Annotated in this window: 18 protein-coding genes and 1 pseudogene; 3 read left to right on the top strand and 16 right to left on the bottom strand. The window is 71.0% G+C overall.

Going from position 1 to position 22780, the window contains the following annotated elements:
- From serA to QC283_RS14325, 6 genes are all read right to left on the bottom strand, one after another.
- Complete coding sequence (gene serA, locus QC283_RS14350; RefSeq protein ID WP_279561888.1) at positions 1-1590, bottom strand: phosphoglycerate dehydrogenase; 1590 nt, start codon at positions 1588-1590, stop codon at positions 1-3.
- Between the two features lie 266 nt (positions 1591-1856).
- Positions 1857-2855, bottom strand: a complete 999-nt coding sequence (ilvC, locus tag QC283_RS14345) for a ketol-acid reductoisomerase (protein ID WP_279561887.1) — start codon at positions 2853-2855, stop codon at positions 1857-1859.
- A gap of 117 nt (positions 2856-2972) precedes the next feature.
- Positions 2973-3497, bottom strand: coding sequence for an acetolactate synthase small subunit (gene ilvN / locus QC283_RS14340; protein WP_239763114.1), 525 nt, complete (start codon positions 3495-3497; stop codon positions 2973-2975).
- 21 nt (positions 3498-3518) lie between these two features.
- Complete coding sequence (locus QC283_RS14335) at positions 3519-5363, bottom strand: acetolactate synthase large subunit (protein WP_279561886.1); 1845 nt, start codon at positions 5361-5363, stop codon at positions 3519-3521.
- 242 nt (positions 5364-5605) lie between these two features.
- Positions 5606-8908: a putative bifunctional diguanylate cyclase/phosphodiesterase gene (locus QC283_RS14330; RefSeq protein WP_279561885.1), complete on the bottom strand. Its 3303-nt coding sequence runs from the start codon at positions 8906-8908 to the stop codon at positions 5606-5608.
- 398 nt (positions 8909-9306) lie between these two features.
- Positions 9307-10248, bottom strand: a complete 942-nt coding sequence (locus tag QC283_RS14325) for a 2-hydroxyacid dehydrogenase (RefSeq protein ID WP_279561884.1) — start codon at positions 10246-10248, stop codon at positions 9307-9309.
- A gap of 75 nt (positions 10249-10323) precedes the next feature.
- On the opposite strand from QC283_RS14325, the gene QC283_RS14320 reads away from it, so the two are divergent.
- Together QC283_RS14320 and QC283_RS14315 are read left to right on the top strand one after the other, a co-directional pair.
- Positions 10324-11322 (top strand): aldo/keto reductase, encoded by a 999-nt coding sequence (locus QC283_RS14320; protein WP_279561883.1) that lies wholly within the window; start codon positions 10324-10326, stop codon positions 11320-11322.
- A 109-nt stretch (positions 11323-11431) separates the two neighbouring features.
- A complete protein-coding gene (locus QC283_RS14315; RefSeq protein WP_279561882.1) occupies positions 11432-12634 on the top strand; it encodes a PQQ-dependent sugar dehydrogenase in 1203 nt (400 codons plus the stop codon).
- Positions 12635-12643: 9 nt separating this feature from the next.
- Here the strand turns inward: QC283_RS14315 and QC283_RS14310 are convergent, their stop codons facing one another.
- From QC283_RS14310 to QC283_RS14290, 6 genes and pseudogenes are all read right to left on the bottom strand, one after another.
- Positions 12644-12826 carry a DUF6191 domain-containing protein gene (locus tag QC283_RS14310; protein ID WP_279561881.1) on the bottom strand — a complete coding sequence of 61 codons (183 nt, stop codon included), beginning with the start codon at positions 12824-12826 and terminating at the stop codon, positions 12644-12646.
- A gap of 37 nt (positions 12827-12863) precedes the next feature.
- Positions 12864-12995: pseudogene (locus QC283_RS39580) on the bottom strand (LuxR C-terminal-related transcriptional regulator); the annotation flags it as partial.
- Between the two features lie 33 nt (positions 12996-13028).
- Entirely contained in the window at positions 13029-13202 is a 174-nt protein-coding gene (locus QC283_RS14305) for a hypothetical protein (RefSeq protein WP_279561880.1), read from the bottom strand.
- Between the two features lie 231 nt (positions 13203-13433).
- A complete protein-coding gene (locus tag QC283_RS14300; protein WP_279561879.1) occupies positions 13434-14021 on the bottom strand; it encodes a hypothetical protein in 588 nt (195 codons plus the stop codon).
- Positions 14022-14056: 35 nt separating this feature from the next.
- Entirely contained in the window at positions 14057-14641 is a 585-nt protein-coding gene (locus tag QC283_RS14295) for a GNAT family N-acetyltransferase (RefSeq protein WP_279561878.1), read from the bottom strand.
- Positions 14619-16865, bottom strand: coding sequence for an MMPL family transporter (locus tag QC283_RS14290; protein ID WP_279561877.1), 2247 nt, complete (start codon positions 16863-16865; stop codon positions 14619-14621). Before QC283_RS14290 ends, QC283_RS14295 begins: the two co-directional genes overlap by 23 nt.
- A 333-nt stretch (positions 16866-17198) precedes the next feature.
- Between QC283_RS14290 and QC283_RS14285 the strand changes: the two genes are divergently transcribed.
- Complete coding sequence (locus QC283_RS14285) at positions 17199-19073, top strand: protein kinase domain-containing protein (protein WP_279561876.1); 1875 nt, start codon at positions 17199-17201, stop codon at positions 19071-19073.
- 69 nt (positions 19074-19142) lie between these two features.
- Here the strand turns inward: QC283_RS14285 and gatB are convergent, their stop codons facing one another.
- Genes gatB through gatC form a run of 4 tightly spaced genes read right to left on the bottom strand, consistent with a single transcriptional unit; the run spans position 19143 to position 22701 of the window.
- Positions 19143-20654 carry an Asp-tRNA(Asn)/Glu-tRNA(Gln) amidotransferase subunit GatB gene (gene gatB, locus QC283_RS14280; RefSeq protein WP_279561875.1) on the bottom strand — a complete coding sequence of 504 codons (1512 nt, stop codon included), beginning with the start codon at positions 20652-20654 and terminating at the stop codon, positions 19143-19145.
- Positions 20655-20669: 15 nt separating this feature from the next.
- Entirely contained in the window at positions 20670-20909 is a 240-nt protein-coding gene (locus QC283_RS14275; protein ID WP_210960232.1) for a hypothetical protein, read from the bottom strand.
- Positions 20906-22399 carry an Asp-tRNA(Asn)/Glu-tRNA(Gln) amidotransferase subunit GatA gene (gene gatA / locus QC283_RS14270; RefSeq protein WP_279561874.1) on the bottom strand — a complete coding sequence of 498 codons (1494 nt, stop codon included), beginning with the start codon at positions 22397-22399 and terminating at the stop codon, positions 20906-20908. The genes QC283_RS14275 and gatA overlap by 4 nt, the downstream gene beginning before the upstream one ends.
- Positions 22400-22404: 5 nt before the next feature.
- Positions 22405-22701 (bottom strand): Asp-tRNA(Asn)/Glu-tRNA(Gln) amidotransferase subunit GatC, encoded by a 297-nt coding sequence (gene gatC / locus QC283_RS14265; protein WP_004925108.1) that lies wholly within the window; start codon positions 22699-22701, stop codon positions 22405-22407.
- Positions 22702-22780: the final 79 nt, after the last annotated feature.

Genomic DNA, 22780 nt, shown 5'->3' with positions numbered 1-22780 from the left:
TCAGACGAGGTTCACGGACCGGGCGGACGTCGCGCCGATCTCCGCCGAGACCTCCGTCAGCACCCCGGCGGGCACCGTGTCGTCGACGGTCAGCACGGCCAGCGCCTCGCCGCCGACCGTCGCGCGGGCGACCTGCATGCCGGCGATGTTGATGCCGGCCTCGCCGATGACGCGGCCGACGGTGCCGACGACACCCGGCCGGTCCTCGTAGCGCAGGACGACCATGTGGTCGGCGAGGGCGAGGTCCACGTCGTACTCGCCGACGGCGACGAGCTTCTGGAGGTGCTTCGGGCCGGCCAGCGTGCCGGAGACCGACACCTCCTCGCCGTCCGAGAGGGTGCCGCGCACGGTGACGACGTTGCGGTGCTCCGGCGACTCCGAGCTGGTCGTCAGCCGGACCTCGACGCCGCGCTCCTGGGCGAACAGCGGGGCGTTGACGTACGACACGGTCTCGTCGACGACGTCCTCGAAGACGCCCTTGAGGGCGGAGAGTTCCAGCACCTTCACGTCGTGCTGGGTGATCTCGCCGTAGACCTCGACGTCGAGGCGGACGGCGACCTCACCCGCGAGCGCGGTGAAGATGCGGCCGAGGCGCTCGGCGAGCGGCAGGCCCGGCTTGACGTCCTCGGCGATGACGCCGCCCTGGACGTTCACCGCGTCGGGGACCAGCTCACCGGCGAGGGCGAGGCGGACCGACTTGGCGACCGCGATGCCGGCCTTCTCCTGGGCCTCGTCGGTGGAGGCGCCGAGGTGCGGGGTGCAGACGACCTGGTCGAACTCGAACAGCGGCGAGTCGGTGCAGGGCTCCTTGGCGTACACGTCCAGACCGGCGCCGGCGACGCGGCCCTCCTTGAGCGCCGCGTACAGCGCCTCCTCGTCGACGATGCCGCCGCGTGCGGCGTTGACGATGCGGACGCTCGGCTTGACCTTGCGCAGCGCCTCGTCGCCGATCAGGCCGAGGGTCTCCGGGGTCTTGGGCAGGTGGACGGTGATGAAGTCGGAGACCTCGAGCAGCTCGTCCAGCGACAGCACCTTGACGCCCATCTGCGCGGCCCGGGCGGGCTGCACGTAGGGGTCGTAGGCGACGACCTTCATGCCGAAGGCCGACATGCGCTGGGCGACGAGGGCGCCGATACGGCCCAGGCCCACGACGCCGAGGGTCTTCTCGGCCAGCTCGACGCCGGTGTACTTGCTGCGCTTCCACTCGCCGTTCTTGAGCGCGGCGTTGGCCTGCGGGATGTTGCGGGCGGTGGCGACGAGCAGACCGCAGGCCAGCTCGGCGGCGGTCACGATGTTGGAGGTCGGGGCGTTGACCACCATCACGCCGGCCTTGGTGGACGCGGAGACGTCCACGTTGTCCAGGCCGACACCGGCGCGGGCGACGACCTTGAGCTTCTTCGCGGCGGCGATGGCCTCGGCGTCGACCTTGGTCGCGGAGCGGACCAGGATCGCGTCCACGTCGGCGATGGCGGGGAGCAGTTCGGCCCGGTCCGCGCCGTTGCACTGGCGGATCTCGAAGTCGGGGCCGAGCGCGTCCACGGTCGCGGGCGACAGCTCTTCAGCGATGAGTACGACGGGTTTCGAGCTCACGTGAGTCCTCACAGGTCCAATGCGGACGGCCGTCCCGACGGCCGCATGCGGTGGAGGGTTGCTAGCCGCGTGGAAGACGCACGACGCTGTGGGCCCGACGCGTATGTTGTCAGCAGTCTAGTGGCGTGGCGGGGGTCGTCCTGCGCCTCTGCGGAAGGATCACCCGTCCGTGGCCGGACGGATGGGACAACGCCGCACTCACGACGTTGCCCGAGGTTCGCCGAGGGGGCCGGAGCGGCTTCGCTCCGGCCCCCTCGGACCGAGGCTTACGCCTCCTCGTCGACCCAGCTCATGAGCTTGCGCAGCTCCTTGCCGGTGGTCTCCAGCAGGTGCTCGGAGTCCTGCTGCTTGTACTCGTTGTACTTCTTCAGACCGCCGTGGTACTCGTCCATCCAGTTCTTGGCGAACGTGCCGTCCTGGATCTCGGCGAGGACCTTCTTCATCTCGGCCTTGGTGGCGTCGGTGATGATCCGCGGGCCGGTGACGTAGTCGCCCCACTCGGCGGTCTCGGAGATCGACCAGCGCATCTTCTCCAGGCCGCCCTCGTACATGAGGTCCACGATCAGCTTCAGCTCGTGCAGGCACTCGAAGTAGGCGATCTCCGGCTGGTAACCGGCCTCGGTCAGGGTCTCGAAGCCCGCCTTGACCAGCGCGGCCGTACCACCGCAGAGGACGGCCTGCTCACCGAACAGGTCGGTCTCGGTCTCCTCGGTGAAGGTCGTCTTGATGACGCCGGCGCGGGTGCCGCCGATGCCCTTCGCGTACGACAGGGCCAGCGCGAAGCCGTTGCCCGTGGCGTCCTGCTCGACGGCGGCGATGCAGGGAACGCCGCGGCCCTCCTCGTACTGACGGCGCACCAGGTGGCCCGGGCCCTTCGGGGCGACCATGCAGACGTCCACACCGGCCGGGGGCTTGATGAAGCCGTAGCGGATGTTCAGGCCGTGACCGAAGAACAGGGCGTCGCCGTCCTTCAGGTTGTCCTTGATGTGCTCCTCGTAGACCTGGGCCTGGATCGGGTCCGGGACGAGGATCATGATGACGTCGGCCTCGGTGGCGGCCTCGGCCGGGCTGACCACGCGCAGGCCCTGCTCCTCGGCCTTGGCCTTGGACTTGGAGCCCTCGTGCAGACCGACGCGCACGTCCACACCGGAGTCGCGCAGCGACAGGGCGTGGGCGTGGCCCTGGCTGCCGTAACCGATGACCGCGACCTTGCGGCCCTGGATGATGGACAGGTCGGCGTCGGCGTCGTAGAACAGCTCGGCCACTGGGTTCTCTCCTTGTGTGCAGGTGTTGCGTCCCACCGTATGCCGGTGGGCGGAAGGGAAGTCTGAGGGTCTCGGAATGCGGGCGGCCGAACTTTCGCCGGCTGCCCGTTTCCGTCGTTATGCGGACCGGTCGAGTGCGCGCAGCGAGCGGTCCGTGATCGAACGGGCACCGCGGCCGATGGCGATCGTGCCGGACTGGACGAGTTCCTTGATGCCGTACGGTTCCAGCATCTTGAGCATGGCGGACAGCTTGTCGCTGCTGCCGGTGGCCTCGATGGTGACGGCCTCCGGGGAGACGTCGACGGTCTTGGCGCGGAACAGCTGGACGATCTCGACGATCTGGGAGCGCGTCTCGTTGTCGGAGCGCACCTTCACCAGGACGAGTTCGCGCTGGACGGCCTGGGCGGGCTCCAGCTCGACGATCTTGAGCACGTTGACCAGCTTGTTGAGCTGCTTGGTGACCTGCTCGAGCGGGAAGTCCTCGACGCTCACCACGATGGTGATGCGGGAGATGTCGGGGTGTTCGGTGACGCCGACGGCGAGGGAGTCGATGTTGAAGCCGCGGCGGGAGAAGAGGGCGGTGATGCGCGCCAGGACGCCGGGGGTGTTCTCCACCAGGACGGAGAGCGTGTGCTTGGACATGGTCTCTTCGGTCTCTCTCGCTCAGTCGTCTTCGTTGTCGCCGAAGTCGGGGCGGACGTCCCGGGCGGCCATGATCTCGTCGTTGGAGGTGCCGGCGGCGACCATCGGCCACACCATCGCGTCCTCGTGGACGATGAAGTCGACGACGACGGGGCGGTCGTTGATCGAGTTCGCCTCCTCGATGACCTTGTTGAGGTCGGCGGGGTCCTCGCAGCGGATGGCGTAGCAGCCCATGGCCTCCGACAGCTTCACGAAGTCGGGGACGCGGGTGCCGCGGGCCTGGGGGTTGACGTCCTCGGGGCCCGAGTGCAGCACGGTGTTGGAGTACCGCTGGTTGTAGAACAGGGTCTGCCACTGGCGGACCATCCCGAGGGCGCCGTTGTTGATGATGGCGACCTTGATCGGGATGTTGTTCAGGGCGCAGGTGGTGAGTTCCTGGTTGGTCATCTGGAAGCAGCCGTCGCCGTCGATCGCCCAGACCGCCTGGTCGGGCGCGCCGGCCTTGGCGCCCATGGCGGCCGGGACGGCGTAGCCCATGGTTCCGGCGCCGCCGGAGTTCAGCCAGGTGGCGGGCTGTTCGTACTGCACGAAGTGCGCGGCCCACATCTGGTGCTGGCCGACGCCGGCCGCGAAGATCGTGCCCTCGGGCGCCAGTTGCCCGATGCGCTCGATGACCTGCTGCGGCGAGAGCGAACCGTCCTCGGGCTGGTCGTAGCCCAGCGGGTAGGTGTCGCGCCAGCGGCTCAGGTCCTTCCACCAGTCGGTGTAGTCGCCCTTGCCGCCCTCGCTGTGCTCCTTCTGGACGGCCTGCACGAGGTCGGCGATGACCTCGCGGGCGTCGCCGACGATCGGCACGTCGGCCGCGCGGTTCTTGCCGATCTCGGCCGGGTCGATGTCGGCGTGGACGATCTTGGCGTGCGGGGCGAAGCTGTCCAGCTTGCCGGTGACGCGGTCGTCGAAGCGGGCACCGAGGGCGACGATCAGGTCGGCCTTCTGCAGCGCGGTGACGGCGGTGACCGCACCGTGCATGCCCGGCATTCCCACGTGCAGCGGGTGGCTGTCGGGGAAGGCGCCGAGCGCCATCAGGGTGGTGGTGACGGGCGCTCCGGTGAGTTCGGCGAGGACCCTCAGCTCGGCTGTGGCCCGCGCCTTGAGCACGCCGCCGCCGACGTAGAGCACGGGGCGCTTCGCTGCGGTGATCAGCTTGGCGGCCTCGCGGATCTGCTTGGCGTGCGGCTTGGTGACCGGGCGGTAGCCGGGCAGGTCCATGACCGGCGGCCAGGAGAAGGTGGTCTTCTTCTGGAGGAGGTCCTTGGGGATGTCGACCAGGACCGGGCCGGGCCGGCCGGTGGAGGCGATGTGGAACGCCTGCGCGATCACCCGGGGGATGTCCTCGGCCTTGGTGACGAGGAAGCTGTGCTTGGTGATCGGCATGCTGATGCCGACGATGTCCGCTTCCTGGAAGGCGTCGGTGCCGATCGACGAGGACACCACCTGCCCGGTGATCGCGACCAGCGGCACGGAGTCCATGTGCGCGTCGGCGATCGGGGTGACCAGGTTGGTGGCGCCGGGTCCCGAGGTCGCCATGCAGACGCCCACCTTGCCGGTGGCCTGCGCGTAGCCGGTGGCCGCGTGGCCGGCGCCCTGCTCGTGGCGGACCAGGACGTGACGCACCTTGGTGGAGTCCATCAGAGGGTCGTACGCCGGAAGGATCGTGCCGCCGGGAATGCCGAATACCGTGTCGGCGCCGACCTCCTCGAGAGAGCGGATGAGGGACTGCGCACCCGTGACGTGCTCGGGGGCGGACTGTCCTCCGGATCGGGGCCGCGGCTGCGGGTGATGGGCCCCGGTGGCCTGCTCGGTCATCGGCATTCTCTTCTCGATGCTGAGGGTTTTTGCGAGGTTTGCGCGGAGTGCGGCTGCTGCTCGGCAGGTGCCTGTGCAACAAAAAACCCCTCGTGCCATAAGGCAAGCGAGGGGAGCGCGCCGGGTGTGGGTCGCTGGGAGTCCGGGTCGGTCCGGACGTCACCAGCTCAGCCGACGCGCTTTCCAAGTACGAGAATTCGGGTGCGCATGGCACTGACCCTCCCCCCGGCACGCACCCACTGTCAAGTGGGTGGGACGGGAGTCTCATCATGTGAGCGGAGGGCCGTGCCACCACCCAGGACGGCGGGCAGTCCGGGGCCGCCACCTGGGGCTGCCCCCGGACCGACACCGGTACCGACGGCCGTTCCCATCCCCGCCCCGACCCCCGTACCGACGGCCGTCCCGACTCCCGTACCGACGCCCCTGGAGTACACCCCCGCGCCGCCGCCCGCGAAGGCCGGTTCGGCCGGGCCGTGCGGCACCGGGTAGTGGCCAGTCGCGAGCGCTCTGCGCAGCCGGTACTCGTCCAGCGGCCCGGAGAACGCCATGCCCTGCCCGTGCGTGCAGCCCATCGCCCGCAGGGCGACGATCTGCTCGGGCAGGTCCACCCCGTCGGCCACGGACTTCAGCCCGAGGTCGGTGGCGATGCGCAGCAGACCACTGGTGATCTTGTGCAGCCGCGCCGACTCCACCACGCCCTCGACCAGGCCCCGGTCGAGCTTGAGAACGTCCACGGGGAGTCGCCGCAGGGCGGTGATCGCCGCGTAGCCGCTGCCGAAGCCGTCCAGGGCGATCCGGACGCCCACTCTCCGCAGGGCGTTCAGCCGGCGGTCCAGCTCGTCCAGGCCGACCCGTGGGTCGATGTCCGACAGCTCGATCACAAGTGACCCGGGGGGCAGTCCGTGCCGGGTCAGCAGGGCCTCCACGGAACCCAGCGGCATGGACCGGTCCAGCAGTCGGCGGGCACCGACACGTATGGCGACGGCCACCGACAGCCCGGCGCCCGCGCGTTCGGCCGCCTGCTCCACGGCCTCCTGGAGCACCCAGCGGTCCAGTTCGGCGGTCTTGTCGCCGTCCTCGGCCACCCGCAGGAACTCGGCGGGGGTGAACATCACCCCCTGCGAGGAGCGCCAGCGCGGCTGGGCGCAGACCGACGTGATCCGGCCGTCCGTCAGGGAGACCACCGGCTGGTGCAGCAGCGCGAACTCACCGTCGTGCAGCGCGGCCCGCAGGCGCGTGGCCAGCTCGGCCTTGCGTACGACGTCCTGCTGCATCTGTGGTCTGTAGAGCTCGACGCGTCCCTTGCCGGCCGCCTTGGCGCGGTACATCGCGAGGTCGGCGTTGCGCAGCAGCTCGCCCGCGCCGAGACCTGGCTCGGCGAAGGCGACCCCGATGGAGGCGTTGACCCGGACGTCGTTGCCGTCGATGAGGTAGGGCTGGGAGAGGGTCATCCGGAGCCGGTCGGCGAGTTCCAGGATGTGTCCCTCGCGGGCGGTCCGGTCCCTGGCGCCGTCCCCGACGATCAGGGCCGCGAACTCGTCGCCGCCCAGCCGGGAGGCGGTGTCCCCCTTGCGGACGGCCTCGTGGAGTCTGCGGGCGGCCTGCACCAGCAGCTCGTCGCCGGCCTGGTGCCCGATGGTGTCGTTGACGGCCTTGAAACCGTCGAGGTCGATGAAGAGCACCGCCGTCCCGCGCAGGGCGGCGCCCCGGTCCGAGGCGCGGCGGCCGGACAGGGCCTGCTGGACGCGCCGGGTGAACAGGGCGCGGTTGGGCAGGTCGGTGAGCGGGTCGTGCTCGGCGTTGTGCTGGAGCTGCGCCTGGAGGCGCACTCTTTCGGTCACGTCCCGGCTGTTGAAGATCAGGCCCCCGTGGTGGCGGTTGACGGTGGACTCGACGTTGAGCCAGCCGCCGTCCCCGGAGCGGAAGCGGCACTCGATGCGTGTGGTGGGTTCCTCGGCCGGGCTCGCGGCGAGGAACCGGCGTACCTCGTGCACCACGCAGCCGAGGTCCTCCGGGTGGATGAGACCGGCCAGTTCACTGCCCACGAGTTCCTCGGCAGGGCTTCCGTAGACCCCGGCGGCGGCCGGGGAGACGTAGCGCAGGATGCCGCTCGGCGCGGCGATCATGATGACGTCGCTGGAGCCCTGCACCAGGGAGCGGAAGTGGTTCTCCTTCTGGGCCAGTTCCTGGGTGAGGGTGATGTTGTCGAGCAGCATGATGCCCTGGCGCACGACGAGCGCGAGCACCACGGTGCCGCCGGTCAGCAGCACCACGCGGTCGACGCTGCGGCCGTTGAGGACGTTGTAGAGGATGCCCAGGGTGCAGACCGCGGCGGCGAGGTACGGCGTGAGCGCGGCCAGGGACCCGGCGATGGGCCGGGTGGCCGGACAGCGTCCGCGATCGCCTCCGTGAGCGGGTCCGGCGCCGGGTACGCCCCCGTGCCCCGGTCCGGACGTGGAGTCGGGCACGGACGTGTCCACGGTCCCGGGCGCGGGTGTGTCCACGGTGTCGGTTGCGGAGATGGGTGCGGTCCCGGGCACGGGGGTGGGCGCGGTCATGGGCACGGAGACGGGTGTGGGCTGGTGACCGACGGTGTTGCGTTGTCCGGGCACGTGCTCGCGCACCACGCGCGTGTGCCCGTCTTGTTCTCGCCCGTCGGGTCCGCGCGCGCCGGATTCCCGCTCGTCGTACCGCAGCCCCCGCCGGGACGCGGCCCAGGGGGCGTACGCGAGCAGCAGGGAACCCGCGAACCAGCCCGCGTCGAGCAGTTGGCCCGAGCGGTAGTTGTTGTGCAGCAGCGGCGAGGTGAACAGGGCGTCGCACATCACCGTCAGGGCGAGCGCCCCGATGGCGGTGTTGACGGCCGACCTGCAGACGGGTGATCGTCTGAAGTGCAGCGCGAGCACCATGCTGACCAGTGCGATGTCGAGCAGCGGGTACGCCACCGAGAGCGCGGAGTGGGCGACGCTGGAACCGCCCCCGGCCTTCGCCGCCTGGGCGAGCGCCAGGCTCCACGCGAGCGTCAGCAGCGAACCGCCGATCAGCCAGGCGTCGAGACCCAGGCAGATCCAGCCGGCCTTCGTCACCGGCCGCTTGGCCAGTACCAGCAGCCCCACGATGGCGGGCGGCGCGAAGCACAGGAAGAACAGGTCCGCGTAGCTGGGGCTGGGCACGGGCTGACGCAGGACCACCTCGTACCACCCCCAGACCAGATTGCCCAGGGCCGCCATCGCCGAGGAGAGGGCGAACAGCAGCCAGGCCGGCCGGAAGCGGACGCGGCGCCCGCGGGCGTAGAGGAAGCAGGAGAGGGCGGCGGTGGCCGCGGCGGCGCTCAGTCCGAAGTCGCCCATGATCTTGGCGACGTAGTCCGAGCCCCAGCCGAGCGCGGCACCGACGGCGTATCCCGCGCAGACCAGGGCCAGCAGGAGCTGGCGGACGAGGACGAACCCGCCGGTGGCGGCCGACGGCCGGGGCAGCAGCGGTCCGGTCGAGGGCTGCGTCCGCGGCGCTCCGTCCAGGGTGGGCACGGAGGACGGCGGGCTCACCGGTGCCTCCCGGTCCCGCGTGCTCCCGCGTCCCCCGGACCCCGGTGCGCCGGCTGGGGGTGCTTCCTGCGGCTGCTCTGCCGGCGCTGTTGAGGACCGTGAGAGCCGCCGGGGCTGCTGTGCCGGCCGCGTCTGTGCGCGGTCGTGGTCGTGCGCCAGGGTCGCCGGCGGCGGCTCCGCCGCGTCGGGTCCTTCGTCCATAGGCCGTGCATCGCCCGTCGCCCCCCTCACAGTCTGAGATGTCCATCCCCGGCGCCGAACGGTGCGCGGCGCGTCCCCTGTCGGACGATACACCAGTATCGTCACTCAGGGACATAGGCTCTCTACTCTCCGTGACGACCAGCGGATATGCGCGTACCCACCGCATCCGGGGAGTCGCGGAGGGTACCTGAAACGGATTACGCGCCCGTCGTCAGGATCACGTTGCGCAGCGGCTCCCGGTTCACGAAACGGCTCAACTGGTCCACCAGCAGCCGCTTGGCGCGCGGCAGAAAGGCGGAGGTCGGCCCCCCGGCGTGCGGGCTGACGAGTATGCCCGGAGCATGCCACAGGGGGTGGCCCGGCGGCAGCGGCTCGGGGTCGGTCACGTCGAGGGCGGCGGTGAGGCGTCCGCTCTCCAGTTCGGCGAGCAACGCCTTCGTGTCGACGACGGGCCCGCGCGCGACGTTGACGAGCAGGGCGCCGTCCTTCATCCGGGTCAGGAAGTCCGCGTCGACCAGACCGCGGGTGGCCTCGGTGAGCGGCGTGGAGATGATGACGACGTCGGCTTCCGGGAGCAGGGCCGGGAGTTCGGTGAGCGGATGCACCGGGCCGCGCGCCGTGGTGCGGGCGGAGCGCGCGACGCGCACCACCGGCGCGACTTCGAAGGGCACGAGCCGGTCCTCGATCGCGGCGCCGATCGAGCCGTACCCGACGACGAGCACCTTCCGGTCGGCGAGCGCGGGCCGGAACCCGCCGAGCCACTCGCCCCGGTCCTGCGCCCGGACGAAGTCGGGGATGCCGCGCAGCGACGCCAGGATCAGGGTCAGGGTGAGTTCCGCGGTGCTGGCCTCGTGCACGCCGCGCGCGTTGCACAGCCGTACGCCCGCGGGCAGGTGCTTCAGCCCGGGCTCCACGTGGTCGATGCCGGCGGAGAGGGTCTGGACGACCTGGACGGAGCGCATGTCCGGCAGCGGGCGTACGCCGATCCCGGTGGGCTTCATGTAGGGGACGACGTAGTACGCGCAGTCGGCCGGGTCGGCGGGGAAGGCCTCCTCACCGTTCCAGTAGCGGTAGGCGGGGCCCTCGGGGAGCCCCTCGATCTCGTCCGGCGGGATGGGCAGCCACACGTCAGGAGTCATGGTCAGGAGGCTATGTCAGGGGCTCGGAAGGGCAGAGGTTAGGTTGGGTGGCCTGACGAGGGAGGGTCACGACCGGTGGAGCGCAGGACGATCGGCGCGACGGCACTCGCGGTGGGGGCCGTCGGACTGGGGTGCATGCCGATGAACTGGGCGTACAGCGCGTCGCGGCAGCGGGGCGAGGAGTCGGTCAGGGCGGTGCACCGGGCCCTCGACCTGGGCACTTCCCTGCTGGACACGGCGGACATGTACGGCCCGTTCACCAACGAGCTGCTGCTGGGACGGGTATTGAGTCAGCGGCGGTCCGACGCCTTCGTGTCGACCAAGGTCGGCCTGCTGGTGGGCGATCAGCACATCGTGGCCAACGGCCGCCCCGGCTATGTGCGGCGTGCCTGCGACGCCTCGCTGCGCCGGTTGCAGACGGACGTCATCGACCTCTACCAACTGCACCGCGCCGATCCCGAGATACCCGTCGAGGAGACCTGGGGCGCGATGGCGGAGCTGGTCCGGGCCGGGAAGGTGCGGGCGCTGGGGCTCTGCGCGGTCGGCGCGCGGTCGGCCCGGCGGCCGGGGGCGCGGCTGCACGACGCGACGATCCGCCAGCTGGAGCGGGTACAGCAGGTCTTCCCGGTGAGCGCGGTGGAGGCGGAGCTGTCGGTGTGGTCGCCGGAGGCGTTGCGGACACTGCTGCCGTGGTGTGTGACGCGCGGTGTCGGTTTCCTCGCCGCGATGCCGCTCGGCAACGGCTTCCTGACCGGCACGCTGACGCCCGGGCAGGGCTTCGAGCCGGAGGACCTGCGCGCCCGGCACCCCCGCTTCACCGCCGAGATGATGGCCGCCAACCAGCCGATCGTGGCCGGTCTGCGGCGGATCGCGGCCCGGCACGGCGATGAGGTCACACCGGCGCAGGTGGCGCTGGCCTGGGTGCTGGCGCAGGGGCGGCACGTGGTGCCGGTGCCGGGCACCAAGCGGGAACGCTGGGTGACGCAGAACGCGGGTGCGGCACGGCTTCGGCTGACCGCGGAGGATCTGGCGGAGGTGCGCGGGCTGCCCGCGGCGCAGGGCTCGTGGGAGTGACGCGCGCTTTACCGGTACGGATCCGCGGTCGCTGAGGCGCGATCGCCCAAGGGCGGGGTTTCCCGGTTCGGGATTCGGCGATCGGGAACTTGTAGGGCGCGTGCGGTGTATGACAAGGAGAACCCGCCGCGTCGAAGGGACCATGATCGTGCAACGTCGAGCCGTGTCGGCCGTGTTGGCCGCCGCCGCACTCCTGCTGACGGCCGGCTGCTCCTCCGACGACGGGGAGCCGTCCGGCGCCGACGGCGGCACCTCGCCGAGCCGTACGACGGCGCAGTCCTCGCCCTCGGGCTCGGCCGCCGAACAGGCCCCGCCCGCGAAGGGCTCCGTGGAGGTGGCCCGTACGGTCGCCACGGGGCTGAAGAGCCCCTGGGGCCTGGCCCCGCTGCCGGGCGGTGACCTGCTGGTCTCCTCCCGTGACGAGGCCACGGTCACCCGGGTCGACGAGAAGACGGGCAAGAAGACGGAGCTGGGCGAGGTGCCCGGGGTGTCCCCGTCCAGCGAGGGCGGCCTCCTCGGCATCGCCCTCTCCCCCGACTACGCCTCGGACCACATGGTCTACGCGTACTTCACCTCGGCCTCGGACAACCGCGTCGTGCGCATGCTGTACGACGAGACGAGGCCGTCCGGTGAGCAGCTGGGCGAGCCGGACACGGTTTTCCGGGGTATCCCCAAGGGCGTCATCCACAACGGCGGCCGGATCGCCTTCGGCCCCGACAAGATGCTCTACGCGGGCACGGGCGAGAGCGGTGACACCGGCCTGTCCCAGGACAAGGAGTCCCTCGGCGGGAAGATCCTGCGGATGACGCCGGACGGCGACCCGGCGCCCGGCAACCCCTTCCCCGACTCCGTGGTGTACTCGTACGGCCACCGGAACGTGCAGGGGCTGGCCTGGGACGGCAAGCAGCGGCTGTTCGCCGCGGAGTTCGGGCAGGACACCTGGGACGAGCTGAACGCGATCGAACCGGGCGACAACTACGGCTGGCCCGAGGCCGAGGGCAAGGACGGCGGCTCCGGGTTCCACGATCCGCTCGCCCAGTGGAGCACCGACGAGGCGTCCCCGAGCGGCATCGCCTTCGCCGAAGGTTCGGTGTGGATGGCGGGCCTGCGCGGTGAGCGTCTGTGGCGGGTCCCGCTGAAGGGAACGGAGGCGGCGGCCGATCCGCAGGCGTTCCTGGAGGGCGAGTACGGGCGGCTGCGCACGGTGGCCCCGGCGGGCGGCGACAAGCTGTGGCTCGTGACCAGCGACACGGACGGCCGGGGCGACGCCAAGGAGGGCGACGACCGGATCCTGGAGCTGCGGGTGACGTAGCCGGCGCCGTCACTCCTCTTCGGCCTCCGTGGGGCGCGGCAGGTGGACGACGACCTTGCCCGAGGTGAGGTCTATCGGGCCGTGCCCGGGGCCGCCGTCGCCGACGTCCTCGCGGGTCAGTTCCAGACGGTTCTGCTCGTCGCGGGTGTGCTTGCTGCCGGGGGAGAACAGTTCCTCGAATGCGTTGAACACGGAGCCTCCGTCGGTCGGCGTCTCTACAGCGTAAGCCTCACCCCGCCCAACGGGACGTGAGCCGTCCGGCCGGGAACAGCGCCGGCCGGCGCGTCACCGCCGCCTCGCCCCGGCCGGAGACGCCGAGCTTGGCCGGGATGTCGGAGACGCGGACGCCGGCCGTCGAGGGCGGCCGTGCGGCCTCCCTCCCCTGACTCCCCGTTCACGCGGCCCGGGCGAACCTGTGCCGGCGGAACCGCGGCGTATGGCTCTCCGCACCGGCGGCACCGTCGCGGGCGTCGCGGCGGGCGCGGCCGGCCTCGCGGGCCAGCCGGGCCTGGTCCGCGTAGCGGATCAGTTCGGCGACACGGGTCTGCTGGATCTCGTACTGGAACATGGTGTACCCCCTCGGTGAGAGCCGGTTCCGGCTCGGGTTTCGGCTTCGCTTGCTTGCGATGCCTCAACCTTCGTCTCCCAGGGGGGTGTGCCACATCGGGTAAGTTCCGCATCTTCGGCGGAGCGCGGGGCCTTAGAAACGCGCGAAGGGGCTTAGACACGTGTGAGGGGCCTTAGGGCGTGCGCCGGGGGCGCGCCGATGCCCTGAGACCCCTCAGTGACCGCGTGGGCGTCAGCCCACGGACGGCACGTCCAGCATGACGTTGGTGTACTTGAGCACGGCCAGGATGAGGCCGATCACGCCCAGCGCGACGCCGGCCCAGGAGACCGACTTGATCCACGCGGCCTGCGGCTTGCCGGGCGCGCCGAACGCGGGCCGGACCAGCACCACGACGCCGACGACCAGCGCGATCAGCGCGAAGACACCGCCCCAGAGCGCGGTGGCCTGCCAGGCGTCGCCGTAGCCCTTCTCGAGCATGTCCTGGACGTTCGACGACGTGGTCGTCTCCAGTTGTCCGAAGACCGACTCACGCGCGGAGGCGACGGTGCCGACCCAGCTCCCGGTCAGCGAGACGATGCCGAGCCCCGCGGAGACGACGGCGCCCGCGCCCTGGCCGACGCCGGTGACGTCCTCGTTCTCGGTGGTGGCGAAATCGCCGTCGTCCGTCACTTCGGCGTCCGTGGTGGCGTCGTCCTCGGCGGCGCCCGCGATGTCAGTGGTCTCGGTCTCGGTCCCGGCCGTCTCGGGGGCCTCGGCCGTCTCGTCCGTCTTGCGCAGGTCGGTCTTCACGCCGGTCTCGTCCACTGTCTTCGTTCCCATGTCTCGCACCGTACGGACGCTGTCTGAGAGGTCCCTTAACGTTCCTTTTGAGCGGCACGCGCGCGTGCCTCACGTGCCGCACGCCACTCGGGCGCGAGCACCGCCCACACCTCCATGTCCTGGCGGACACCCCGGTAGGGGAAACTCTCGCGCAGCACGCCCTCCCGCATCATGCCGAGTCGCCGGGCGGCGTTGACACTCGGGGTGTTCGCGGACGACGCGTGCCACTCCACACGATGCATCCCGCGCTCGTCGAACGCCCAGTCGATCAGGACCCGGGCGCCGCGTGTGACGAGGCCGCGCCCCGTGCCGGCGGGCTCCAGCCAGCAGCCGATCTCGCAGACGCCGGTGGCCGCGTCGAAGACCCGTAGGAGCAGGCCGCCGACGAGTGTGCCGTCCAGCCACAGCCCGTGCAGAAAGCCGCTGTCGGCGGCGCGCCGGTCGGCGTAGGCCTGGATCACCTCACGGGCGGAGTCGATGTCCGTGGCCTTCGCCCCGAAGGGGACGTGCTGTGTGATGAACTCCCTGCCCCGGTCCAGGTGGGCCAGGAACTCCTCGGCGTGCCAGATCTCCAGGGGGCGCAGTTCGGCTCCGTCGTCACCCAGTGGTATCGCGTACATCCTGCTGCCGTTCCTCCTCCGCAAGGACGTCCGCCACCTCGGCGTCCGTCGCGGCGGCCAGCCTCTCATGGGCGACGCGGCACTCGGGCGGCTCGATGCTGATGCGCGGCAGGAGCCTGTCCAGCCGGCGCGGCAGCCACCAGTTGGCGCTGCCGAGCAGGTGCATCAGGGCGGGTACGAGGAGCGTACGGAGCACGAAGGCGTCCAGGGCGACGGCGGCGGCGAGCGCGATGCCGAACATGGCGATCACCCGGTCGCCGCTGAGGACGAAGGCGAGGAACACCGCGATCATGATGACCGCGGCGGAGTTGATCACCCGGCTGGTCTCGGCGAGGCCGACGCGGACGGCACGGCGGTTGTCGCCGGTCTCCAGCCACTCCTCGTACATCCGGCTGACCAGGAAGACCTGGTAGTCCATGGAGAGCCCGAAGAGCACCGACACCATGATCACGGGCAGGAAGGGCTCGATCGGGCCGGCGCTGCCGAGGCCGAGCAGTTCACTCCCCCAGCCCCACTGGAAGATGGCGACGACGATGCCGAAGGAGGCGGCGACGGCGGCGACGTTCATCGCGGCGGCCTTGATGGGGATGCCTACGGAGCGGAAGGCCAGCAGAAGCAGTACGCAGCCCAGGCCGATGACGACGCCGACGAAGAGGGGCAGCTTGCCGACGATGACGTCGGCGAAGTCGTCGTAACCGGCCGTGACGCCGCCGACGTGCACGTCGAGCGCGGTGCCGGTCTCGGCGCGCGGCAGCACCTCGGCGCGCAGCCGCTCGACGAGGTCGCTGGTGTTCCGGGACTGCGGGGCGGACTCGGGCACGACGGTGAGGTACGCGGTGTCGCCGCCGGAGTTGTACGTCACCGGGGTCACCGAGGAGACGCCCTCGGTGGTGCGCAGGGAGGCGTCGAGATTGTCCAGGGCGAGCCGGTCCTCGGCCCCGCCGACCTCTGTGACCAGGGTGAGGGGGCCGTTCACGCCGGGTCCGAAGCCCTCGGCGAGGAGGTCGTAGGCCTGGCGGGTGGTCGTGCCGCGGGGGTCGTTCCCCTGGTCGGAGGTGCCGAGGCGCAGTCCGAGGGTGGGCAGCGCGAGGACGGTGACGACGACGAGGGCGAGGACGCCGAGCAGCTTGGGGTGGCGCTCCACGAACGCCGACCAACGGGCGGCGAACCCGGTGGGCAGCTCGGGTTCGGGTCCGTGCTCCGCGAGCCGGCGCCGCTCGCGCCGGCTCAGCGCGCGCGGGCCGATGTACGACAGCAGCGCCGGGAGCAGGGTCACGGAGGCGGCGACGGTGAGGACGACGGTCAGCGAGGCGGCGATGGCCACGCCGTTGAGGAAGTTCAGCCGGAGGATCAGCATGCCCAGCAGGGCGATGCAAACGGTGGCACCCGCGAAGACGACCGCGCGTCCCGTGGTCGCGACGGCGTTCTCGGCGGCCTCGGCGACGGTGAGTCCCCGCTTCAGTCCGCGCCGGTGTCTGGTGACGATGAACAGCGCGTAGTCGATGCCGACGCCGAGTCCGATGAGGGTGCCCAGCATGGGGGCGAAGTCGGCGACGGTCATGGCGTGGCCGAGCAGGGTGATGCCCGCGTAGGAGGTGCCGACCGAGACCAGCGCGGTGGCGATGGGCAGCACGGCGGCGGCGAGGGAGCCGAAGGCGAGGAAGAGGACGACCGCGGCCACGGCCACACCGAGGGCTTCGGCGAGATGACCTTCCGGCGCCTCGGTGAGCGCGACGGCGCCGCCGCCCAGTTCGACCTGGAGCCCCCCGGTCTCGGCTTCCTCGGCGAGGTCGACCACGGCCCGCGCGTCGCCCGCGTCGATGTCCTGGGCGGCGTCCTCGAAGGTGACCGAGGCGTAAGCGGTGTGGCCGTTCTCGCTGATCTGGGGCGAGTCGGGGTCGTCGTACGGGTTGGTCACCGAGGCCACCCCGGGCAGCTCGGCGACGCGGTCCAGGGTGCGTGTCATGGACTGTTCGACGTCGGTGGCGCGAACGGTGCCCGTCGTCGTGCGCCACACGATCGTCTCGCTGTCACCACCGAGGCCGGGGAAGCCGGAGGCGAGCAGCCGGGAGGCACGGTCGGAGTCGGTGCCGGGCACCCCGTAGTCGTTGGAGTACGCGGAGCCGGCGACCACGGCGGCCGTGGCGACCCCGCCGAAGGCGAGGAGCCAGAGCAGGACGGTGACGAGGCGGCGCTGGACACACCAGCGTGCGAGGGCTGCCACGAACGTGCTCCCAGAGTGTCTGATTGTGGATCTTTGACCGGGAACAGTCGTACATAGTGCGAACAGCCCGCAAAGAACGCATGAGCAATGCGCCGCCACTCTTTCAGGCAGAAGTGATCCTTTGCTGCTTTCGTGGGCTTGTTCACAATTCCGCCTTGTTCACCGTCCCGCCGTACACCCCCGGGGGCGGAACCGCCGGGTCGCACGGTGCTGTCGTTGACTTGGGCGACAAGTGGTGGGCAAGCTGACGCGCGCTCGCCTACGGCACCGCACTCTGCTTGTACTGGGCCGACAACTCATCGACGCCGGGGGGCAATTGACTTGAACAGTGCCATGCATCACATCGGGCCGGACGCGGCGCCCGACCGCTACCGGCTCCTCAACGCGATCGGCCGGGGCGGCGAGGCCGTGCTGTACCGGGCGACGATCCAGCTGGACGGAGAGCCCGAGACGGTGGTCGTCAAGGTGCTCGACGCGAAGAACACCCTCACTCCGGACCAGTTCGAGCGGCTGAGCACCAAGTGGAACGACCAGGCGGAGCTGCTGCGTTTCGTGGGGCGGCCGGGGGTCGTGGGGGTCCGTGAGCACTTCGAGGGGCCGCCGATCCACTCGCCGGGCGAGGCCGCGTCCGCCGCGGGACGGGCGCTGGTCCTGGTGATGAACCACGTCGACGGTCTCGACCTGCGGGACTGGCGCGCCGAACGCACCCTGGACACGCACGCCGAGCGGCGCGAGGTCGGCCGGGTGCTGGAACAGCTCGCCGACACCCTCGACTGGCTGCACTCCGGCCGGGCCACGCCGTCCGGGCGCACCGTGATCCACGGTGACCTGTCGCCGGGCAACATCATGGTCGACGTCCACGGCCAGGCCACTCTGGTCGACTTCGGCCTCAGCAAACTCACCGCCGACCACCAGACCGCCGAGGTCTGGTTCACCCCCGGGTACGCGGCGCCCGAGGTGTTCGACGGCAAGCGGACCCCGAACACGGACCGGTACGCCTTCGGGGCGATCACGTACTTCCTGCTGAGCGGGCAGACGCCGCCCACCACCCCGGAGCAGCTCCGCACGGCGCTGGCGGAGCTGCCGTCGGTGCGGGCGCTCGCCCCGGACCGTGCCGAGCGGGTCCTGACGATCTGCGCCACGGATCCGGCACAGCGGCCGGAGAGCCTGCGCACCTGGCTGAGCGACGTACGGGACGCGGTGGTGTCGACGACGAATCCGGTACGGGACGCCGTACCCACCGGGTTCGGCGGAACCCAGCAGCCGCCCACGACGGTGACGGCCGCGCCGACGGCTCCGCCGCCGCGCCCGGCCCAGGCGCCGCCGACCACGGTGACCGGCTCGGCCGCCCCGGGCCCGGCGGGGACCCAGGCACCGCCGACCACGGTGACCGGCTCGGCCGCCCCGGGCAGCGCTGGCGGCACGTACGGCACAGGCGGCCCCGAGCACCCGGTCCCGCTCGGGGCCTTCGGACCGCCCGTCCCGCCGCCCACCGTCGCCGGGGCCGCCTCGGGAGGCGCTCCCGGCCGTCCGGCGCGCGGGGACAAGGCGCGGCGGGTGCTGGTCCCCGTGCTGGCCGTGGCGCTCGTCGCCTCGCTGGCCGTCATCGGCGTCCAGGCCCTGGCCGACGACGGCACCGAGAACGGCGCGTCTCCCGCCGTGACCAGGACGGTCACGGAGACGGCCACGGTCACTGCGCCACCGGACACCCAGGAGAGCCCGGTGGCGGACGACGGGGCGACCGCCGAACCGTCGGGCGAGGAGTCGTCCGCGGACACCGGGAACGACGGGGTGGCGGACCAGGCGTCCTCGGTGTCGCTGACGACCTTCGAGACGGTCGCCCAAGTCCCGAACGCCTCGCTCGCCGTCGGCGACGGCACCATGAACAACCGGCGTTACGAGACGGCTCTCGTCCCCAAGGGTGGGAACAAGGAGTGCAGGGGGTGGGCCGAGTACAACCTGGGTCGTGAGTGGAAGAACCTCACCATGACCGCCGGTGTGTCCGACGTCTCGGCGAACACGTCGTCCCGCGTCGAGGTGTCCGTCGACGGACAGTCCCTCTTCACCGGGCAGGTCGATCTCGGCAAGCCGCGCGAGCTGAAGATGGAGGTCGAGAACGGGCTGCGGCTGCGCATCGCGTACAGCGACCCGGACAGCAGCTGCGACATGGGCGACCTGCTGCTCGCCGACCCCACGCTGACGAGGTGAACACGAGGGGCGGTGCTCCCGGACACGAGGTCCGGGAGCACCGCCCCGTCATGTGGCGCGGGTAAACGCTCAGCCCTCGACGCCCAGCTTCTGAAGGATCAGCTCCTTGACGCGCGCCGCGTCCGCCTGACCCCGGGTCGCCTTCATGACCGCGCCGACCAGGGCGCCGACCGCGGCGACCTTGCCGCCGCGGATCTTGTCCACGACGCCCTGGTTGCCGGCGATGGCCTCGTCGACGGCGGTGGTCAGCGCGCCCTCGTCGGAGACGACCTTCAGGCCGCGCTTGTCGACGACCTCGTCCGGCGTGCCCTCACCGGCGAGGACGCCCAGGATGACCTGGCGGGCCAGCTTGTCGTTCAGGTCGCCCTTGGTGACGAGCTCGGCGACCCGCGCGACCTGCTCCGGCGTGATCGCCAGCTCGTCGAGCGACTTGCCCGACTCGTTGGCGCTGCGGGCCAGTTCGCCCATCCACCACTTGCGGGAGGAGGCCGCGTCGGCACCGGCGTCGATCGTGGCGACGATCGGGTCCAGCGCACCGGCGTTGAGGATCGACTGCATGTCGTTGCCGGAGATGCCCCACTCCTCGCGGAGCCGGTTGCGGCGCACCAGCGGCAGTTCGGGCAGGGTGGCGCGGATCTCCTCGACCCACTCGCGCGAGGGGGCGACCGGTACCAGGTCGGGCTCCGGGAAGTACCGGTAGTCCTCGGCCTCCTCCTTCACGCGGCCCGAGGTCGTGGACCCCGTGTCCTCGTGGAAGTGGCGGGTCTCCTGGATGATCGTGCCGCCGTCGTTCAGCACGGCGGCGTGCCGCTGGATCTCGAAGCGGGCGGCGCGCTCCACGGAGCGCAGCGAGTTGACGTTCTTGGTCTCGCTGCGGGTGCCGAACTTCTCCCGGCCGTGCGGGCGCAGCGACAGGTTCACGTCGCAGCGCATCTGGCCCATCTCCATGCGGGCCTCGGACACGCCGAGGGCACGGATGAGTTCGCGCAGTTCACGGACGTAGGCCCGCGCGACCTCGGGGGCCCGCTCGCCCGCTCCCTCGATCGGCTTGGTGACGATCTCGATGAGCGGGATGCCGGCGCGGTTGTAGTCGAGGAGGGAGTGCGAGGCGCCGTGGATACGGCCCGTCGCGCCACCGACGTGCAGCGACTTGCCGGTGTCCTCCTCCATGTGGGCGCGCTCGATCTGGACGCGGAAGGTCTCCCCGTCCTCCAGCTGCACGTCGAGGTAGCCGTCGAAGGCGATCGGCTCGTCGTACTGGGAGGTCTGGAAGTTCTTCGGCATGTCCGGATAGAAGTAGTTCTTCCGGGCGAAGCGGCACCACTCGGCGATCTCGCAGTTCAGCGCGAGACCGATCCGGATCGCCGACTCGACGCCGGTCGCGTTGACGACCGGGAGCGCGCCGGGCATGCCGAGGCAGACGGGGCAGGTCTGGGTGTTGGGGTCGGCGCCCAGTGCGGTCGAACAGCCGCAGAACATCTTGGTGTGGGTGCCGAGTTCGACATGGACCTCGAGGCCCATGACGGGGTCGTACGACGCCAGCGCGTCCTCGTACGACACCAGGTCGGTCGTGGTGGTCACGGTGAAACTTCCCTCTCAGCCCAGCAGGACGTCGTCGTCGCCCAGGCGCTTCAGCTCGCGGTAGAGGATGGCGAGGTTGGTGACGACCGCTGCTCCGGTCACGACGGCGTCGAGCAGCCGCAGCGTGTCGTGGTCGCCGCGGGCCTTCTTGATCTGCTTGTACACCCCGACGGCGCCGAACGCCGACGTGGCCATCGAGACGTACAGGCCGGACTTCGAGCTCTTGAAGCCCTTGGCCTTGGACAGTGCGCTCACAGCGACGGTGCCTCCTCGATCAGCGGGTGGCCCCACCTTTCCACGAAGGCGGCCTCGACGGCGGCGCCGACCTTGTAGAGCCGGTCGTCCTTCATGGCGGGGGCGATGATCTGCAGACCCACCGGCAGGTTGTCCTCGGGTGCGAGGCCGCAGGGCAGCGACATGGCCGCGTTGCCCGCCAGGTTGGTGGGGATGGTGCACAGGTCGGCCAGGTACATCGCCATCGGGTCGTCGGCGCGCTCGCCGATCGCGAAGGCGGTGGTCGGGGTCGTCGGGGAGACGATCACGTCGACCTGCTCGAAGGCCTGCTCGAACTCCTGCTTGATCAGGGTGCGGACCTTCTGGGCGCTGCCGTAGTACGCGTCGTAGTAGCCCGAGCTCAGGGCGTACGTGCCGAGCATGATGCGCCGCTTGACCTCGGGGCCGAAGCCGGCCTCGCGGGTCAGAGAGGTGACCTCCTCGGCGGAGTGCGTGCCGTCGTCGCCGACGCGCGCGCCGTAGCGCAGGCCGTCGAAGCGGGCGAGGTTGGAGGAGCACTCGGAGGGCGCGATCAGGTAGTACGCCGACAGCGCCAGGTCGAAGGACGGGCAGTCCAGCTCGACGACCTCGGCACCCAGCTCCTTGAGCAGTTCGACGGACTCGTCGAAGCGCTGGATGACGCCGGGCTGGTAGCCCTCGCCGCGGAACTGCTTGACGACGCCGACGCGCATGCCGGCGACGGAGCCGCTCAGGGCGGCCTCGACGACCGCGGGGACCGGGGCGTCGATGGAGGTGGAGTCCATCGGGTCGTGTCCGGCGATCACCTCGTGCAGCAGGGCCGCGTCCAGGACCGTACGGGCGCAGGGGCCGCCCTGGTCGAGGGAGGAGGAGAAAGCCACCATGCCGTAGCGGGAGACGCCGCCGTAGGTCGGCTTGACGCCGACCGTGCCGGTGACGGCCGCGGGCTGGCGGATGGAGCCGCCGGTGTCGGTGCCGATGGCGAGCGGCGCCTGGAAGGCCGCGAGCGCGGCGGAGGAACCGCCGCCGGAACCGCCGGGGATCCTGGTGAGGTCCCACGGGTTGCCGGTCGGGCCGTACGCGCTGTTCTCCGTCGAGGACCCCATGGCGAACTCGTCCATGTTGGTCTTGCCGAGGATGACGACGTCGGCGGCCTTCAGCCGCTGGGTGACGGTCGCGTCGTACGGCGGGATCCAGCCTTCGAGGATCTTCGAGCCGACGGTGGTGGGGATGCCCTCGGTGGTGAAGATGTCCTTGAGCGCGAGCGGGACGCCGGCCAGCGGGCCGAGCTTCTCGCCCCGCTCGCGCTTGGCGTCCACGGCACGGGCCTGGGCGAGGGCGCCCTCGCGGTCGACGTGCAGGAAGGCGTGCACCTTCTCGTCGACGGCCTCGATACGGGCCAGGTGGGCCTCGGTGACCTCGACGGCCGTCAGCTCGCCGGAGGCGATCTTCGCGGCGATCTCGGCCGCGGTGAGCTTGATGATGTCGCTCATGGCGGTTACTCCTCCCCCAGGATCTGCGGCACCTTGAATCGCTGCTGCTCCTGGGCCGGGGCGCCGGAGAGCGCCTGCTCGGGCGTGAGCGACGGACGGACCTCGTCCGGCCGCATGACGTTCGTCAGCGGGAGCGGGTGCGAGGTCGGCGGTACGTCTTGGTCGGCGACCTCGCTGACGCGGGCGACCGCGCCGATGATGTCGTCCAGCTGTCCCGCGAAGTGATCGAGCTCTTCGGGCTTCAGCTCCAGACGCGCCAGCCGGGCGAGGTGGGCGACCTCCTCGCGCGTGATGCCAGGCATGCAGCGTTCCTCTGGGGTGAGTGTGTGTGGTGTGGGCAAATCGGCTTTCGCAAGTCGGTTTGGCCCAATCCTATGGGTC

The organism is Streptomyces sp. DH41 (genome assembly GCF_029813785.1).
GTDB lineage: Bacteria > Actinomycetota > Actinomycetes > Streptomycetales > Streptomycetaceae > Streptomyces.
This window is presented reverse-complemented; position numbering and strand designations above follow the sequence as displayed.